At 53.7% G+C, this 16,729-nt stretch carries 15 protein-coding genes; 6 read left to right on the top strand and 9 right to left on the bottom strand.

Annotation, left to right across the window (positions count from 1 at the left end; genetic code table 11):
- Positions 1-199: 199 nt before the first annotated feature.
- Positions 200-3,136, top strand: a complete 2,937-nt coding sequence (locus tag IPM58_05660; protein ID MBK9306573.1) for a DUF748 domain-containing protein — start codon at positions 200-202, stop codon at positions 3,134-3,136.
- Positions 3,137-3,268: 132 nt separating this feature from the next.
- Here the strand turns inward: IPM58_05660 and IPM58_05655 are convergent, their stop codons facing one another.
- Entirely contained in the window at positions 3,269-3,583 is a 315-nt protein-coding gene (locus IPM58_05655; protein ID MBK9306572.1) for a pentapeptide repeat-containing protein, read from the bottom strand.
- A gap of 300 nt (positions 3,584-3,883) precedes the next feature.
- On the opposite strand from IPM58_05655, the gene IPM58_05650 reads away from it, so the two are divergent.
- From IPM58_05650 to IPM58_05640, 3 genes are all read left to right on the top strand, one after another.
- A complete protein-coding gene (locus IPM58_05650) occupies positions 3,884-4,519 on the top strand; it encodes a peroxiredoxin (GenBank protein MBK9306571.1) in 636 nt (211 codons plus the stop codon).
- 479 nt (positions 4,520-4,998) lie between these two features.
- Entirely contained in the window at positions 4,999-5,388 is a 390-nt protein-coding gene (locus IPM58_05645) for a hypothetical protein (GenBank protein ID MBK9306570.1), read from the top strand.
- Positions 5,389-5,640: 252 nt separating this feature from the next.
- Positions 5,641-6,291 carry a hypothetical protein gene (locus IPM58_05640; GenBank protein MBK9306569.1) on the top strand — a complete coding sequence of 217 codons (651 nt, stop codon included), beginning with the start codon at positions 5,641-5,643 and terminating at the stop codon, positions 6,289-6,291.
- A 152-nt stretch (positions 6,292-6,443) separates the two neighbouring features.
- On the opposite strand, the gene IPM58_05635 is transcribed toward IPM58_05640, so the two are convergent.
- Together IPM58_05635 and IPM58_05630 are read right to left on the bottom strand one after the other, a co-directional pair.
- Positions 6,444-8,618 carry a radical SAM protein gene (locus tag IPM58_05635; protein ID MBK9306568.1) on the bottom strand — a complete coding sequence of 725 codons (2,175 nt, stop codon included), beginning with the start codon at positions 8,616-8,618 and terminating at the stop codon, positions 6,444-6,446.
- 119 nt (positions 8,619-8,737) lie between these two features.
- Entirely contained in the window at positions 8,738-9,091 is a 354-nt protein-coding gene (locus IPM58_05630) for a flagellar biosynthesis protein FlgC (protein MBK9306567.1), read from the bottom strand.
- Between the two features lie 298 nt (positions 9,092-9,389).
- Between IPM58_05630 and IPM58_05625 the strand changes: the two genes are divergently transcribed.
- Together IPM58_05625 and IPM58_05620 are read left to right on the top strand one after the other, a co-directional pair.
- Positions 9,390-11,237 carry a response regulator gene (locus IPM58_05625; protein MBK9306566.1) on the top strand — a complete coding sequence of 616 codons (1,848 nt, stop codon included), beginning with the start codon at positions 9,390-9,392 and terminating at the stop codon, positions 11,235-11,237.
- Positions 11,238-11,311: 74 nt separating this feature from the next.
- The gene (locus tag IPM58_05620; GenBank protein MBK9306565.1) at positions 11,312-11,893 is read left to right on the top strand and encodes a DsbA family protein; all 582 of its coding nucleotides are present in this window, start codon (positions 11,312-11,314) and stop codon (positions 11,891-11,893) included.
- Between the two features lie 116 nt (positions 11,894-12,009).
- Here the strand turns inward: IPM58_05620 and IPM58_05615 are convergent, their stop codons facing one another.
- From IPM58_05615 to IPM58_05590, 6 genes are all read right to left on the bottom strand, one after another.
- A complete protein-coding gene (locus tag IPM58_05615; GenBank protein MBK9306564.1) occupies positions 12,010-12,924 on the bottom strand; it encodes an NAD(P)-dependent oxidoreductase in 915 nt (304 codons plus the stop codon).
- 45 nt (positions 12,925-12,969) lie between these two features.
- Complete coding sequence (locus tag IPM58_05610) at positions 12,970-14,244, bottom strand: hypothetical protein (GenBank protein ID MBK9306563.1); 1,275 nt, start codon at positions 14,242-14,244, stop codon at positions 12,970-12,972.
- 147 nt (positions 14,245-14,391) lie between these two features.
- On the bottom strand, positions 14,392-14,811 hold the full coding sequence (gene msrB / locus IPM58_05605; GenBank protein ID MBK9306562.1) for a peptide-methionine (R)-S-oxide reductase MsrB: 420 nt from the start codon (positions 14,809-14,811) through the stop codon (positions 14,392-14,394).
- 160 nt (positions 14,812-14,971) lie between these two features.
- Positions 14,972-15,442 carry a DUF5069 domain-containing protein gene (locus IPM58_05600; GenBank protein ID MBK9306561.1) on the bottom strand — a complete coding sequence of 157 codons (471 nt, stop codon included), beginning with the start codon at positions 15,440-15,442 and terminating at the stop codon, positions 14,972-14,974.
- A complete protein-coding gene (locus tag IPM58_05595) occupies positions 15,435-16,028 on the bottom strand; it encodes a hypothetical protein (GenBank protein MBK9306560.1) in 594 nt (197 codons plus the stop codon). Before IPM58_05595 ends, IPM58_05600 begins: the two co-directional genes overlap by 8 nt.
- 77 nt (positions 16,029-16,105) lie before the next feature.
- On the bottom strand, positions 16,106-16,693 hold the full coding sequence (locus IPM58_05590) for a lipocalin family protein (protein ID MBK9306559.1): 588 nt from the start codon (positions 16,691-16,693) through the stop codon (positions 16,106-16,108).
- Positions 16,694-16,729: the final 36 nt, after the last annotated feature.

Raw genomic sequence — 16,729 nt, 5'->3', positions numbered from 1 at the left:
TTCTATTGAGGCGACGGGATACACACCTCCTGCAGTCTGGGTCTTGAGTCCTGCTCACGTTTCTTTCTCGTTGCCACGAGCACGCTGTATTCCCTAATAAAACCCCATGCTAAAGAGGGGTTCTTGCTAGTAGACATTTAAAGGTCTCGTCCCCTATAGTTTTACTTCTCATCCAAATCCTTTCAAGGTTGGTCCGAGTATGTGTCGGCTGCGTCGTCCTAAAGTCGTGATCGCTGTACTGGTAGGGTTGATTGCCCTGTACTCGCTCGTTGGGTTCCTGTTGCTTCCCTATCTGATAAAAGCGTACGGGGTACCTGCGGTTTCGGAGCAGATCAAACATCCGGTGGTATTGCGTGAAGCGGCGTTCAATCCATTCACGCTCGCCCTTTGTCTTAACGGGTTGGAGATACGGGATCAGAATCAGGCGGCGATGCTGGGGTTCGAAGAATTGCTTGTGAATCTGAGAGCTGTGACGCTGTTCGCACAAAAGGTGGCTTTCGACGAGATTCGTGTGGTGATGCCGTTTGTAGCGGCCAAGGTTAATCCGGAAGGACATCTGAATCTCAAGTCGTTGGCCCCACCGCAGGACGAGGGTGCGGCCAAGCCAGCCGACGCTGCAGGCGAGCCAAAGAAGATGATGCCCGTGGAAATTGATCTCCTGGAGATCGAACGAGGGGTTCTTGAGTATCGAGATGATTCGAAATCAAGGCCGGTGTTGATCGATGTGGTACCCATTAAGTTTATGCTACGAAATTTCAGCACGCTGCCAAGTCCGGATGCCGAAAATGCCCATGCCTTCAAGGCTGAGCTCGACAAAGGTGAGACTGTGGCGTGGGAGGGCACGATTTCGTTGGAGCCGATCGAGTCCGACGGCAAGCTGACCTTATCCGGGATCCAATTGGAGACCTTCTATCAAGTCGTGCACCACATGTTTGAGTTTGATATCAAGCAGGGTGTCCTTGGCCTTTCTGCGGGCTATCATTTTGATCTGCGTGGGGAGGCTCCTCAGGCAACGGTGAAGAATGGGAAGGTGTCGGTTCAGAATCTGGAAATCGTCGAGCGCGGAGGGATTCTACCTGTCGTCGGCGTTCCGGTTTTCGATGTCGACGGTATCCAGCTGAATTTGGAGGAGCAGACGATCGATGTCGCTAGCGTGCATTCAGCCGATGCGCGATTCGATGCGTGGATGAATGCCGCCGGTGTTCTGAATTACCAAACGCTCTTCACCCCGGTCGGTGAGGGTGGTGCAACATCGGAGTCGGCGCCAGAAAAGACCAAGGCCGATAAATCCGCCAAGCCGTGGTTCATCACCATCGACGAAGTCGCGCTGCGAAACTACGGGGCCAATTTCGAAGACCGCACACTGGAGCGGCCCGGACGTGTCACGGCGGACACGATGAACCTGACGGTGAAGGACATACAGATTCCGTTTAAGAAACCGCTTCCGATCGACCTGGCGTTGAATCTCAACGAGACAGGGACTGTGGGTGTGAAGGGAATGGTGACGGTTGAGCCGTTGAAAGCCGACGCGGATCTCACGTTAGAGCATGTCGAGATTCGTCCATTTCAACCATACTTGGCGAGCTTTCTCAATGCCGATGTATTGGACGGTGCGATTGATCTCCGTGGAAAGGCACATTTTCTTCAGGACCATGGGAGCAATCCCTTACTACAGTTTCAAGGAGATCTGGCGGTCAATCAGTTGGCGATCGCGGATCATAACTCCTTCGACGAGGTGGTGTCATGGAAGGCATTGAAGGTGAACCAGGTCGCATTGGATGTCGAGCCGACGACGGTGAAGATTGGCGAGATCGACTGGCAGGAACCTTCCGTCCAGATCGTGGTGGATGCCGACGGACAACTCAATCTTTCACGTCTTTCCAAGTCTTCGGCATCTGCCGATCCATCGTCGCCACCAGCAGAAGCCGAAAGCCAAAAGTCGAAGCCGAAATCGGGTGAGCCGGTATCTGTGACAATCGATCAGGTCAAGTTGGCAAAGTTGGCTGCAAGATTTCAGGACTTATCCATCGAACCGAAAGTTCGGACGAGTCTCACAGACTTTGGGGGAACCATCAAAGGCTTGTCGTCCAAGCAGCTCAAGAAAGCAGACGTCAACTTGGCGGGGAAAGTGGGACGAACCGCTCCGTTCAAGATCGTGGGAAAGATCAACCCATTGAGTGAGGACGCGTTCACCGATTTAGTCATCACATTGAACGGTATGGATCTCAGACCGACCGGTCCGTACAGCGGCAAGTATGTGGGCTATGGGTTGTCGAAGGGCAAGCTATCGCTCGATTTGAAATATAAGGTTTCGCAAAAGGTGTTGGAAGCAGAGAACGTGGTCAAGGTCGATCAACTGACATTCGGTGAGAAAACAGATAGTCCGGATGCCACCTCGCTGCCGGTTCCGCTGGTCGTGGGGCTATTAAAGGATCGCAAAGGGCTGATCGAGATCGATATGCCGATTCGTGGCGATCTCAATGATCCGGATTTCAAGTACGGCAAGGTGGTGATCTCGACGTTGCTCAATTTGTTGACCAAAGTTGTCGCCTCGCCGTTTGCCCTGATGGGAAAACTGATCCCAGGAGACGGTAGTGCGGAGGACCTTGAATTCATAGAATTTCAGCCGGGGAGTGCCGCCCTTGTTGAGGAAGAGTTGAAGAAGCTCGAGGCGCTGCAGCAAGCCTTGGATGAACGAGCCGGACTTCGGCTTGATGTGAAGGGTACGGCGGATTCGACGCTCGATCGCACGGCCCTACAGGCCACGAAGCTCCGAGCGCAACTCTTCGCGATGCAGGGTGGTGCCAATCCGGATCAGGAAGAGCTGTCGCCGAAGGTCGAACAGCGACTGGTGGAGAAATTATTTGCGAAGCTTCCCCCGCCTGATTCTCTAACCACGTCGGGCGAGTCTGCTCAACCGACTGTGGAGGCAATGAAACAGAAACTCGCGGCGGCGATCGAAATCTCAGATAAAGAGTTTGAAGCGTTGGCCCGTCAGCGAGCAGAGGCGATTCGCAATCGACTGCTTGAAGGTGGCGTCCTCACCAAGGAACGAGTGGTACTTCTCGATACCGGCGAGGCTGAGTCCGGGCATGAGAAGGTCAGAACGCAATTGGCACTGTCTGCCGGCTCGTAAGGGGCGTCGTCGTCCTCACCCGTCACTGTTTGCAACTTTCTTCATCGTCGTGATGTCAGAGCGACTGCCAATCAAAGGGCCTGGCAATTCAGGTGAGGTAAGTTCCATAAGGAGAAGGTGAAGGTAATGCGGCTATTGTATGCGGTACCGCATTCGCGTCCCATGTAACAGCGAGAGTTCGATCTCTGACGCGCTGAGCTCGTTGGGAAATAGAACGCCTGAGATTTTGCAGGCATTGATACTGGCGCCTTCTAGCGTCGCTTTGCTCAGGTCGACTCCGCGAAGATCGGATTGCCGGAAATAACAGTCGCTCAGATCCAACCCATCGGCATCTAAGCCTCGAAGGTCCAAGCCTCGCAGATCACACCCTCGAAGATCGCATGTGTCTCCGGAAGCCTTCTTGGCATTGAACTCCTTGATGCAGCCTTCACGCAACATCAAGTACATCGGGTCTTTTGAAATGTGGAGTTTCGTACGTGTTGGCTCGACTTTATCCATCATGTGCTCCGCTGTGGGTTCTCGATAGTCATATCGGCAAGGGGAGAAGAAACTTGAGCCGGTGAGTCACGGTTCTCGTCACATGTCCACCATATATTCAACCAGGCGCGAGACGTGGCAGAAGGCCTCCTTCGTGTCTTTGGGTGTGATGGCCAGCAGTCGCCCTCTTGAACTCACTCTTGGCGAACCAGTATGGTAGGGACGTAGGTCATTCTTGTGTAAATTTATTGCGATATAAGGAGGTATGCCATGGCGATACGATTGGGCGATGATGCCCCGAACTTTACGGCTGAAACGACAGAGGGTACGATCAATTTTCATGAATGGCTGGGCACCAGTTGGGGAATTTTCTTCTCCCATCCCAAGGACTATACCCCTGTTTGTACGACGGAATTAGGGACGGTGGCCAGAATTTCTCAGGAGTTCAAGAAGCGGGGAGTCAAGGTGATCGCAATCAGTGTGGATCCCATGGATTCTCACAAAGGTTGGATCAATGACATCAACGAAACCCAGAAGACGACGATGAACTACCCCATTATCGCCGATCCGGACAAGAAGGTGGCGACGCTCTACGACATGATTCACCCAAACGCCATCGATAACATGACCGTGCGATCGGTCTTCATTATTGGACCCGATAAAAAAGTAAAACTCACCCTGACCTATCCGGCTTCTTGTGGTCGTAACTTTGATGAACTGTTGCGGGTGATCGATTCGCTGCAGTTGACGTCCAAATACAAGGTGGCAACACCTGCCAATTGGAAAGATGGTGAAGAGTGCATCATTACTCCCGCTGTAGGTGATGCAGAAGCGCAACAACTGTTTCCTAAAGGGTTCACGACCGTGAAGCCGTATCTCCGCTACACGCCTCAGCCAGACCGATAAATTCCGACCAGTCTGCTGGAAATGCCAGGCGGAAGATCATGCATATCTTCCGCCTGACTCTTATTTATCAATAGGTTGTACCCATAAGCAGTTTTATCGAGCTGACACACCGCTCTTGGCTGTCTATCTCGTACTCATTGCGATGCTCGAGGTTGTTGTGCGTCGAGAGTTGGGGTACAAGGATTGCTTTACACGCATTAAGCTCCATGGTGTGACTACTGCGGTGTCATGGTGTAAGGGGTAGTGATGTGCGCAGGTAATAGCCACATCAGTATCGCACCTGATCGATTTTTGCGTTTGGCTGGACAAGCAAGAATACATATGTATAGTCCTAAATTATGAGGCTGTGAGGAAAATGTCCTTGTTATTGGGCGAGGGCTTAGGCATACGCCGCGCCGAGAGTTTTGGCGTGAGCTGTTGTGGCTAAGAGGAGACAGGTGGGCAGTGGTTGTTTCTTATTCACAAGGGAGGGCATCAGTATGAAGGGACATTTAAAAAGGCGGTGGAAACAACTCGTAGTTGCTGGAGCCGTGACGGCGCTGGTAGCTGGCATGGGCTCCACGCTGCCGAGTGCCTTTGCTGGTGGCACGATTAAGGCGGATGACGACAAGTGGATTTCGATCGGCATGGGGATCCGGACCAGTTTCAATGCCATCGAAGGGGCCTCACCGGGGGGACACTATAGCAACGACTTTACCGTCAACAACGCCCGTATCTACATCAATGGGCAGATCCACAAGTATGTGAAGTTTGAGTTTAATACCGATTGTTTCAATTGCCAGGCCGTGGGTGGGGCCGGGCCGTTCGCGGGGGCAGAACTTTGGCGGCAACTCCTCGATCGGGTTGCTGGATGCGGTCGGGAAGTTTGAATTGAATGAGATGGTCAACCTGTGGGTCGGGCGCATGTTGCTCCCGAGCGAGCGAGGTGAGCTGAACGGGCCCTTTTACCATGCGACCTTCGATGGGTTCCGACCCCGTTCTTTCCCGCCGACCTCAGCGCCAATTTCAATGGGCCGACCGCGGGTGGCGGTGGAGCCGGGCTCTATGGCCGGGACAATGCGGCGACCTTCTGGGGCAAAGTGCACCCCTTCGGGACCACCCACCTGTTATACGTTTTGAGTGTGTCACAGGGGTTGCGGAATGGACCGAACCTCGGCAGTAGCTTAATGTACACCGGGCGGGTGCAGTGGAACTTTTTGAACGATGAGCCGAACCCGGGCTACTACACCTCGGGGACCTATTATGGGACGGCCGGCGATATTGCGGCAGTCGGAGTCAGCGTGCAGCATCAAAAAGATGGGGCGGGTAATGCCGCCGCCGCCAGTGTGTCGGATTTCACGGGCGCCTCGGTCGACGTGTTGCTGGAAAAAGTGCTGCCGAACAACATGGGTGTGTTCACCTTCAACGGAGAATTCAAGCGGCACTGGGCGAACTATGGGACGGGGGCGTTTGCGACGTCGCCGGCCACGTGTTTCTGCACCTTCAACGGCCATTCGTGGACGGTGTATGGGTTGTACCTGATACCCAATGAAATCGGCATTGGGCGGTTCCAGCCCTATGTGCGGTTCACCAGTATCGATCCGCTGTACAGCGCCATGCGGCAGGAGTGGGAGACGGGGGTGAACTACATCATCGCCGGCCACAATGCGCGTATTTCGGCGTTCTATCGGTACGGGGATCTCAATACGAAAGGGTTCTTCAATGGCTTTGGCCCGAATGCGACCGGCAACAAGGTTGATTCGTTCCATGTCGCCTTGCAGCTGCAGTATTAAGCTGCTTACGTGACCTAGGAGACTGAACCGGTCTCGGAAGAGCGGGGGTCTACAAGGTTGGATTCCTGCTCTTTTTCTATCTCGTCTATAACCCAACCGTCGTGGAGGGAATATGAGATTGGTGAATAAAAATGAAGAATGATTGGAGGTTATTACACGAGCACAAGCCCAGCGGAACAAATCTTTTTCCAGGAGGTGGTCTTTAGAAAGGCGTTGCAATCAGAACGTGTTCCTGGAAACTGACCGCACGCTTGTTGAAAAAGCGGATATTCCGCTCGCGATGGTCGAGGAGTGGCGTCGAGAATCACTTGCTCAAGCCATCTGGCTTGGGACTCAGACAAAATGATCACGTGGGTCTTTCCACGGTCAGTGTGAATGAGTCGAGATCGGTTTCCATTCGGTTCAAAGGTGACGGGAGTTCCCAGCCAGACGCATCGTCGGTGAACCGAAAGAAGGTCTTCGCGCGCACGACTTTTAAGGAGTTGGCGTAACCATGCCGAGGAGACTGTTGATCCGGGAACTTGTTCATCGAACCAAATGCGGACATCGAGATCAAGTCCGCGGCGCTCAAGGAAGTTAAGGAGTGATCGGCGAAGCCCCTCACCGATCCAGTCTGGAGTCGAAGCATGGTAATCGAGATGCAGAAGGTCATTTTCCGCGAATCCCTCAAACTCAGGGCCAAGAATCTGTAGACCGTGCGCCTCTGGATTGAGCCCGATTGGGCTGTGTGCTGTGACGGTAAAGCGGTGCCAAAAAGCGGACTGAACCAGATCTGCGGCTACCAGTTGACGAACGCGCTCCAGTGAATCAACGGTTTCCTGGATAGTTTCAGATGGGCACCCGTACATGAGGTAGGCGTGAATTAGCACACCAGCTTCCTTAAATCCAGCCGCGACAAGTGCTGTCTGATCAACCGTAATGCCTTTCTTCATACTGCCTAAGAGGCGGTCCGACGCCGCTTCGAGTCCGGCAGTGACCGCGATACAGCCGGAGGCAGCAAGCAAACGACACAGATCTGTCGAAAATGCTGTCTCAAAGCGGATGTTGCCCCACCAGGTAATCTTAGCCTTTCGCTCCAAGAGTGCCAAGGCGAGGGCCTTCAATGCCGCGGGTGGAGCCGCTTCGTCTACGAAGTGGAATCCGGTGCGACCAGTTTCAGTAATGAGGTGTTCAATCTGCTGGATCAGCCGATCGGTTGGTGTCATTTCGTATCGACTGATGTAGTTGAGGCCCACATCACAAAATGTACATTGTTTCCAATAGCACCCGTGAGCCACGGTTAATTTGTTCCAGTGTCCCTCTGACCAGAGGCGATGCATCGGGTTGATGCTGTCCAAAATGGTGAGATATCGATCCAGCTTCAACCCTCGGTAGGTGGGGCAGCCGATGTCGTTCATCGAAAAATCGGTGGCCGATGGATTGTCGACATACACCACACGGTTCTTGGAGCGATACAGTGTGCGGCAGAGCGATTCACGGGAACGTGAACCGGACAGAGACTCCACCAAGGAGAGGAGCGGTCGTTCACCGTTGTCGAGGGTGATGAAGTCGATGTAATCAAACACTCGTGCATCAGTAACCCGGCGCAGCTCCGTATTCACATAGCCACCGCCGATCGCCACGGGAATGTCTGGGTGACGCTGCTTGATGGCGTTTGCGATGAGAAACCCACCGTAAAGATTACCTGGAAACGGAATGGAGAGACCAACCAGCGATGGGTTGACTCGATCGAACTGTTCCCAGAATGCTTCTAGCAACCATTGATCCATCAGGTTGGGAGGAGCCATCAGCCCATTGATGATTTGATCGAATGAGGAGGCCGAGCGCGCAATGTGTTCGGCATACCGACTTAAAGAAAAGTGTGGAGTGATCGTGGCCTGAACGAGATCGGCAAGGTCTTCAAGAAAGAAGGTGGCCCTTTGTTTGGCTCGGTCATCGACGGAGACTGACCGTGCAAATTTCTTTCGGCCTCGCAATCGTGGGCCTTCTGGTAGTACACCCGGTTCGATTAATTGAGCGGCAGCTTCTGGGGTCCGCCCCTGTAAGAACAACACGACTGGTTCAATCATCTGCACGTACGCGCGCTCCGCTCGCATCATTCTGACGGCCTCCTTAGGAAGATCATTTGTGTGGGTATGAAGTTGTTCGAAGACACGGTGTAGTCCATCCTGGCTGAACAGGCGCAGCACCATTTCAATGCCTATGTCGGCCTGTTCTGCGTGTATTCCACGTGACTCAAGGAATCCTGTGAGATAGGCCGTGGAAGGATAGGGTGTATTGAGTTGTGTCAGGGGAGGGATGACCAGTAAGACGCGAGGGAGGGCCATGGACTCCGCATAACATACTGATTGACGGGAAAGCTAGGCCCAGTAGCTGATCAAAGAAATGTATCGCTTCTGTGGCTGGTTTGATAGAGCGTGATGATGAAGACAACGACCTGCGTGCGCTACCTTTTTAGGTCAAGGATACTACCTAGAAGTGCATCTCCACTTTTGATGCTGTGAAGATTTGCTTCCAGGCTGCGTTTTGCCAACATCTGATGCACGAGTTCTTCGCCGAGATCGGTATTCGAGAGTTCGACCTCCAATTGATTGCGGCCTGTATCTCGAAGCACCGTTGGCCCGGAGGAAGTGTCTTTGTCAACGACAGGGAGGACGCCGCTGGCAGGCGCTTCGACGAATGTCGTCTTGAATGTTTTGAACCCGTCTGTGTTGACGTTGACGATGTTGTGTGCCACGACTTCGAGTTGTTTGCCGAAAGCAGTCAGGCCCGTGAGTGCGGTGTGTATGGCGGAAATCATAGACACCTCCTGTGGACCAGCTTTTACTCCCCATCGCGTATTGTATCGGTTTATCTGGGATGAACTTGAGATGCTTGACGAGCTGGATTAGCAATAGATCATAACCGCTCCTATCGTGCGCAGTCATATAGAATTCACATCGATTGAACCTTCAGAAAAGCGATGAGGTTACCGATAGAATTGCAGGAAAACTGGGACTCCACCTCGCGCGATGTCTATCTCTAACGATTCTGGTCCTACGTCTCACTCGCCCATCCCTCAGTCGTGGTCACCTACGGCAGAAGATGCGACGCTCCTCATGGAGTCTGTTCAGGAAGGTATTGTCTTCGTGGATCGCGAGAATCGAATCGTGTCGCTGAATTCTGTCGCACAACAACTGCTCGGGCGAGGCCGTACGGTCGTAGGGGCAGGGTTGCATGACATTCTTAGGTGTTTCATATCAGGTGAACAGGAGGCTGCTCAGTGCCCGCTCAATCGGATGGTGAGGACCGGCGAACTGGTGGTCATTCCCTCCCATTTCTGGAAACGGGAGGACGATACACAATTCGAGCTGTCACTCTCGTTCTGGCCTCGAATGCAGGATGGGGTTCAGGTTGGAGCTGTGGTCGTGGTCCATGATCTGACCACCGCGATGGAGATTCAACGTGATGTTCAACGTGCCGCACGGCTTGCCGAAGACGCACCGAATCCCATCGTGGAATTTGACGCGACAGGGTCAGTGCTGTATGCAAACCACGGCATGCTGCATGTGATGGGCGAATGGGGATTACTTGAATCCGGGATAGAAGCAATGTTCCCTGAGAATCTATCGACCATGCTCCATGAATGCCTGACAACGGATGTTCCGTTGGCCGGAGTTGAGCATGTTCTGGTTGATCACGTCATTGCCTGGTCATTCTTCCCGCTCAAGGAATTGGGACTGGTCCGTGCGTATGGTCTCGATATCACGTCGGACGTGGCGCTGCGTCGTGCGAAAGAAGCCGCAGAAGAGTCTGCTCGGGCGAAGAGTACCTTTTTGGCGACAATGAGTCACGAGCTGCGAACTCCGATGAACGGAGTGTTGGGATGTACGCAGTTGCTTAAGGATTCATCGTTGAGCGATCAGCAACGTGAGCTGATTGAGACCATGCATCGATCCGCCGATGCGTTGCTGACATTGGTGAACGACATTCTTGATTTTTCAAAGATCGAAGCAGGCAAGATGACCTTGGAAGTCGCAGACGTCAATCTGCGGGCCTTGATCCATGATGTGATGACGTTAACCGAGGGGTTAGCGTCTCAGAAAGGTCTTGCCCTTGAGGTGAACATTGCGCCGGATGTTCCGGAGGAGTTCCGAGGGGATCCGATCAGGTTACGGCAAATTCTCTTCAATCTCGTCGGGAACGCGATCAAGTTCACGAAGCGTGGTCGTGTGGTGGTTGCTGTCTCGCTACAATCGACTGTGCCGGATCGTCCTGAGGGCGTCATCTTGCAGTGGAGCGTTCGTGATACTGGCATTGGGTTGACCCCTGAACAACAGTCTCAACTGTTTAAGGCCTATGCCCAGGCAGAAGCCTCAACTGCGAGGCGATTCGGAGGAACCGGGCTCGGGCTTATGATTTGTCGCCAACTTGTCGAGCTGATGGGTGGGACCATCGCTGTCGACAGTGTCGTTGGTGAAGGCAGCACCTTTCGTTATACGACTCATCTTCTGCCTGCCATTCATCGGGAAATTGTCGCATCATTGTCCGGAACTGACCAACATGGGGAGGGAAATCAGGTCGGGCCACTCCGAGTCTTGGTTGCGGATGACAATGAAATTAATCAGGTCGTGGCCTGTAAGTTCTTGCAGAAGCTCGGATGTCAGGTCGAATTGGCCCGCACGGGCCGTGAAGCGGTGGAGGCGATCACTCGAACTGCGTATGACGTCGTGTTGATGGATTGTGAGATGCCAGATATGGATGGCTATGAAGCTAGCAAAGCAATACGTCTTCGTGAGGAGGGGACGCTGAGCCATCTGCCCATCATGGCTCTCACCGGCCATGCATCAGATGACGATGCCCAGAAGTGTCTTATGGCTGGTATGGATACCGTGTTAACGAAGCCGCTCACATTGCCCACACTCCGCACCAATCTTAAGAAATTGCTGCAACAAACCCACTCCTGACTTCAGGCTGCCTCCATCACTTTTTGAGTCTGATCCCAGTGGATTCTTTCAATTCACTTCGGTAAAGTAGCCACATGACGACGACTCCTCCAGCCGGCAGGTTTTTTCTGTATAGCGATTTCAACTGCCCGTTCTGTTATGCGTTGCATGAACGATTGCACGAGCTGGGGTTGCTTCATCTGTGTGAGTGGCGTGGAGTTCAACATGCACCGCATTTGCCGCGGCCTATGAAACCTTGGGATGGCTCCCTAGGTGCTGAGCTGAAGCATGAAGTGACGGTTGTGCAGCGACTCGCTCCCGGTCTTCCAATCAGCCTGCCGAGCGGAAAACCGAATACCTTACCGGCGATCGAACAAGCGGCTGCGCTACTGCGACAAGATATTCAGCTGGGGATGGACTTCGTGAAACGAACCTACGGTGCCTTCTGGTGCGAGGGGCAAGACATTTCTGATCCTCACGTTGTCAAGCGACTTTCGGGGGCAGGGGGTATGGATGACGTGGATGATGAGAGCCGTGTAATCGCCCAAAAATGGGAAACGGCTTGGCATGCTACCGGACAGAATGGGGTGCCGCTGGTCGTCGCTCCTGATGGTGATCTCTTGGTCGGCTGTGTGCCCACAGATCAGGTGAAGAGCTTCTTTTCCACCCAAGTTTGAGTTCAAAGAGCGCCCATCGATTCTTCTGCTCCTCGATCGTGACCGCCGCGTATATGTCCTGCCGATCAAGGTCCGGTTGCGAGACGCGTTGCCACAATCTCCACGACGAGGAGCTGTCAACTCGGTTTTGGAGGTGAGCCAAGTCGATCTCGAAAGGTTAATTCGGCTGCAGCGGATTTATCTAAGTCACCCTTGCCCAATTCAATCAAACGTCGATATTGATTTAACGCGGATTGTCCGACTGGAAGGGAGAGACCTACCTGGGTGGCTAAGTCGAGCGCAATAGCCGAATCTTTTGCGGCGTGAACGACCGAAAAGTAGCAGTCATGCGCCCGTTGCTGCATATCTTCACCGTCCGTTTCCAGGACTCGTGAAGCGGCTCCTGTTTGGCTGAAGACCTCCCGGAGCAGGGTCAGATCGAGGCCGAGCGCCGAACCCAGTCCTAAACCTTCGGCTAATGCAACGGTATTGCTGTTCATCACCAGGTTCACCAAGGCTTTCACCTTTGCCGCCTCCCCGGCTGGACCGATATATCGGATTGTCTGAGCAAGGGCATCCAGCACTGGACGGGCTCGTTCGAACACCGGTTGTCTACCTCCGCACATGAGATAGAGCGTACCCTGACGCGCTTGCGTGATACTGCTCGCCATACAGGCTTCAAGGACAGTACCACCACGTCGTTCAACTGCTCGTTCGATGTTAATGTGAAGAGTCGGTGTCACAGTTGCACAGTTGATGAACAGGCGATCCTTCGCGTATGCCATCAGGCTGGTCAAGTCCGTGTCGGTATAAATTTCACGCATTGCCGCGTCGTCGGATACGACCGTTATGACGATATCCGATAGCTCAGCGACACGCGCCGGTGACGTGGCTAGTTCTGAACCCAGCTCCTGTGCCAGAGCTTCCGCGGCTCCGGTATGACAGTCGTGAACCACGGCGATGTGATATCTCTGTTCTTGTAAACGCCTGGCCATATTGGCGCCCATACGGCCGACACCAACAAATCCAATACGCTCAGGGGGATGCACCATCGGCGAGAGTCCTTTCAAGGGAAACGAGGATAGTGAGAGTCGTCGCTAGAGCTGATGATTTTCCGTCAATTCGGGAGAGAGCTTGCTCCAGCGAAGCGTATTCTTCCCATCGGTGGTCGTAAGACCATGGTCATAGAGGGCGACGACGCTGACTCGTTGGCCTTTCTGCTTCTTGATCGGTTGAAGTTGCAGAAGGCTGTTCTTGGTTTGCACGGTCCCTCGGAGTGATTCGACGATCAATAAGTCGGTTGCGGCAGAAGGTTTAATCCCCCACACAAATGCGGCGGAACCACCCGCATAGGTGCCGATCCCTTCCCATTGCCCGACAATATCAGGATCAACGGTTTTGATTTGGAACACGGGGACACTGGTTGAATCGCGTCGCAGTTTCCAGAGTTCTATTGGAACGAGTGTCGGGTCTTGATCTGTTGCAAGCCGTGACCACGTGGCCTGGACGCTACCAGTGCTGGAGAACGACTTTGCTGTTTTTTTCCGGTAGGTGCCCTTCCACCCTAGGCCTTTGAACGTGTTGGCTCGTTCGAGCGACCACAAACCGGACTCAGCATTCAAGACACCATCAAATTGCATCATGGACGAGAGGGACCATGTCAGGTTCGGTTTGATGATCAAGAGCATATCATGCTGGGTCGTTCCTTGTGTGAGACGTGAGTGCCAGGTACCGACAAGGTGGGTCGGATCAAGAGCCGGAGCTTTCTGCGGTCCGGACTGAGCATCGGAGGGGCCAGGACGTGTTTGGGAGAGCATGACTGGCGTCGGTCGCGAGACCGGATGGGGACTCGTTTCATCCTTTGCAGTGAGGTTGGAAACGGGAGGTGTAAGAGGTGTGGTGGATGTCGCTCCAGAATGGCTTGCGGCAGCCAGACTCAAGCGGGTGACAGACTCACTAAGATGTTTCTGCTTGGTCGATGCGACGATCACAGTTACAAGGGCGTTCCTATGCAAGAAGGTCAATCGAGATAATGTGGGTGAGTCGACTCGAACAGCACCTTCGCCGAGCCCTGCAATGAGCCGACTGTCACGGCGGAGCCGCTCTTTATTGAACCACACGCGCTGATCCTTGCCGGCCGACTCATCGACTTGAACAGTGACGACATGGTGTTCGTGCCGTTGAGCTTTGAACAGACAGGTTGTTGGATCCGTAAGGATTCCCTCCTGGACTGGTTCTCCTAGTGCTTCTTGTGCTTCAGCCACCGTGACGAGCGAACAGGGGCCGGTCTCGGAGGTAACCAGCCCACCTGACTCTCCACATGAAAGCAGGAACGGGGGGAAAATCAGAAATGGTAGTACTCGGCGGAACATGACGATCCTGGTTCAATGATGCGTACCGGTCGATTGTACTGCGAATGAGTCGGCAAGCGCTAGCGGTAGTTCAGCGTGCCGGCGCGATAGAAAACCGCATCTCGAGCGTCTAAAGATCGGGTCGAGAGCGGGGACCATTCGAAGGCATCATCCTGCCAGGAATTTCAGGGCCGCTCCGTTAATGCAGTAGCGTAGCCCGGTCGGCTTTGGCCCATCCTTAAACACATGGCCTTGGTGGCCTTCACAGCGGGCACAATGAACTTCCGTTCGTGGGATGAAGAGTCTGAAGTCGGTTCGAGTCTCGACGACTCGTGGATCGATCGGTTGCCAAAAGCTAGGCCACCCTGTACCGCTGTCGAACTTGTGTTCAGAAGAGAACAACGGCAGGTTACAGCCCGAACAATAATAGATCCCAGATTCATGATTCTCATGTAACGGATTCACGAACGGGCGCTCCGTATCTTCATGCCGTAGGACACGATAGGCGGGAGCCGATAGCTGTTTCTTCCACTCCTCATCGGTCTTCGCTATTTTGATAATGGGATCGATTTGAACTTTCTGAGGCATTGGGGTTTCTCCTTCCTAAGCCGGTACAGGTGGGTCTTCGTCGATCCGCGCAACCGACTCTTACGTGTGTGCTAGGACGACGGAACCAATCAGACTGTGTACTCTGAAAATGGTACGGCTCAGGAGCTCTGATTGCAAGTCTCCCACTAGGGCTCGGGCATCAATCCACTGAGGACTTCCTCAGTTGGTTCAGCGAGAGCCGTCCTTCGTCCAAATCGATGAGGTCAAAGACGCTGAGAAGGGCGATATCGATTATTGAAGCGAGTTCTGGGTACATGCGTTTGCGGTACTCGACGACGCTCTCATCGGGTCGGTATGCTGCGAGTTGTTCTGCCCATGCTCGATTATCTTCGGCCGTCGTGGGTTTCGCGTGAGTCTGTATCCATACCAAGACATCTTCATCGGTCTGACTCGAAAGAATGGCTTGCCGCAGGCCTTCTGCGTCCACTCCGGCATAGGTAAGGAATCGGCCATCGAGTGTGTTCCCTGCTTTAAGGACGTTGGACCAATAGTCTTGTGGGAGCTGGCGCTCGGCGAGCAAGCGGACCTTGTCGATCAATCGTGGAAGCAGCACATACCCACCGAGTGATGCTCGAGGGGAACGCAGTCGTATCTTCTGGATATCATTCATGTTCATCATCGGCTTCATCGCGCGAAGTTTGTCGCAGCAGTTTCCACATTTCAAGGACTGATGGATGTGGTTCTGTGAACTCGGCTTCTGAGAGATCAATACGGATGTTGTAGAGGCGGCTATGGGCGCTCTGGACTTGGACAACCGGATACCAGCATTCGTATCGGTGCTCCCAGAGATCGCAATACGACAATCGTAAGTAGCTGCGGCTCATCGGCTTCATGCGGACTGGAGCGCCTGGCCCCAACGCAATAGGGATGGAATGGCTCCGATATCGAGGGCCGTGAGGATACAGCGCTTTCACGGAAAAACTTCCATCCCATCCAGTCAGCTGAAGCACGCAATCGTAGGCCACTCCTGGACCCAGGTTTTCTACGTCGGGTGTCACAGTGATCACGTCGCCTGTGTTCATGATCGAGAGGTTGGTGATGCGGAGGGCCGGCTGATATTCACGGAACTCGTCTGTCGTATTGGTGATGAAGCGGCGGATGAAAAACCACCCGATGCCTCCGATCGTGAAAACGACAAGTAGAGGGAGGACCAGTGATAAGTCCACGGTGCTGATATCTTGGGCAAATGTGTCCATTCGCGTGGTGAAGGAGGAAACCTACGTGGGGAGAGAGGCGGGTGTCAACCAACAGCGTCTCGCAAGAAGGTCGCGTTCTACGTCAGGAACCCTCGAGAACTGGCAGAACTGCCGTCGGGACGTTTCGTTTTGATCAGCCTCGATACAGGAAAACCAAGATTCTGAGCCTTGGTAATCAAGCCTTGATAGGTGGTCATGTCGAGATTGGGAGTACGTGACAAGATCCAGAGGTAGCGACGGTCCGGCGTCCCGACCATGGTGACCTGATAGTCAGGGGCAAGCTCGAGGATCCAATAGTTACCATCACGGGACGGACCAGCAAGCCGCGCAAAGAAATTGTCGAATACCACCGACAATTTGGCATTCGTCGTGGGGTCAACGACCGTCGCCACCCCGTCGACTTGATCGAGGGTCCCTGAGTCAGTCACACATTCGTTATGCACATGGACCTTGTTATTTGGGAGTATCGCATACACGGCCTTCGAATCGACGCAATGCCGTTGAAACCACATCGGCAACCTGGCGATCTCATACCACGTCCCGGCATAACGAGCGAGATTCACCGAAGAGACAGTAGAAAGCGGTTGTCGGGACTCGATCCCGGCGCATCCAACGATGATCAACAGCCATGCGCTTGTGAAGAAGGCTGCGCGTACCCTCTTCATGAACGTCCGTTGACAGGTGAGTCGGACAATGCTGCC

The sequence above is a fragment of the Nitrospira sp. genome, assembly GCA_016715825.1.
Lineage (GTDB): Bacteria > Nitrospirota > Nitrospiria > Nitrospirales > Nitrospiraceae > Nitrospira_D.
Note: the sequence above shows the minus strand (reverse complement) of the source record. Positions and strands in the feature narration are given on the sequence as shown.